The sequence below is a fragment of the Alphaproteobacteria bacterium genome (genome assembly GCA_024244705.1).
Classification (GTDB): Bacteria; Pseudomonadota; Alphaproteobacteria; order JAAEOK01; family JAAEOK01; genus JAAEOK01.
In genome coordinates this window covers 1-1,088 of record JAAEOK010000095.1, presented here as the reverse complement: position 1 = coordinate 1,088, position 1,088 = coordinate 1, and the positions used below count along the sequence as shown (strand labels likewise).

The following is a 1,088-nucleotide window of genomic DNA, read 5'->3' as shown; positions in this document are numbered from 1 at the left end:
TGAGGATAACGGCTACCGATATAGTGCTTAATGGCCACATAAGAGCCAATGGTGGAGATGGACATAATGGGCAGTATAATGGAGGAGGAAGCGGAGGGGGAGTGTATGTCGAGACGGGTACACTGAGCGGTGGGGGGGTGATAACGGCAAATGGTGGTAAAACTGTCGATGCTCATAACTATACTACCGGTGGCGGAGGTGGACGTATAGCCATCTACTATGATGACATATCGGGCTTTAACACGACGAATGTGACAGCTTATGGAGGCAAGAGCAGTTTCAATGGCGGAGCGGGAACCATATACACAAAGTCATCCACGCAGACCTATGGAGATCTGATAGTGAACAATAATAACACGGTAACTGCCGTTTTCTCTACGCCGCTGATATCGGTGGGTACGGGAACATCTACAGGCCTGACGGCGGACACCTTGACAGATGGTACCCGCAGCTGGCGGACGGATGATCTAGTTGGCATATATCTCAATCCGAATAGGGGTCAGGGCAGTGTAATGAGGGTCCTTAACAACGGTGCGACTACCATTACGACTGACCTGAATGAGGGTGACATGACAACCGTGGCTACAACAGGAGACCCCTACCGAGGCCTCTACATCTTTGACAAATTGTACATAGAGGGTCTTGCCCGTGTGCAGTCTGAGGATGACATAAAGGTATTAGCCCCGAACTCAGTGAATGGATTAGAGATAGAGGGTGACCTTGACGTAAACGATATAGAGGTAGACAACTTTCCTGTCTTTGTAAATAATGGCAAAATGACAGTAAGTGGCAAAGTGACAAATGCGTCAGACTATAACCTGTACAACTCAACGCTTGTTGTAGATAGTGTAACGTCTAACACGCTAACGATGACAAATAGTAGTCTGTTGACGCATCCAGCGACAACGACAACGGATGAGTATAGTTTGGTAGTCAACACAACCACTCTGACGGTAGACGCGAGTAGCGGCATAGACGTATCAGCTAAGGGTTACCTTGGTGCCAACTCAGGTGGTAACAGCGGCACCTACGGGCGTACGATAGGGAACACGACAACGGGAGGCAGTGTCGCTTACAGTGCAGGAAGC

The 1,088-nt window shown here is 49.2% G+C and carries 1 protein-coding gene; it reads left to right on the top strand.

What is annotated here, in order from left to right; translation table 11 throughout:
* The coding region (locus GY791_17995) for a hypothetical protein (protein ID MCP4330322.1) at window positions 1-1,088 on the top strand (1,088 nt) is incomplete at both ends.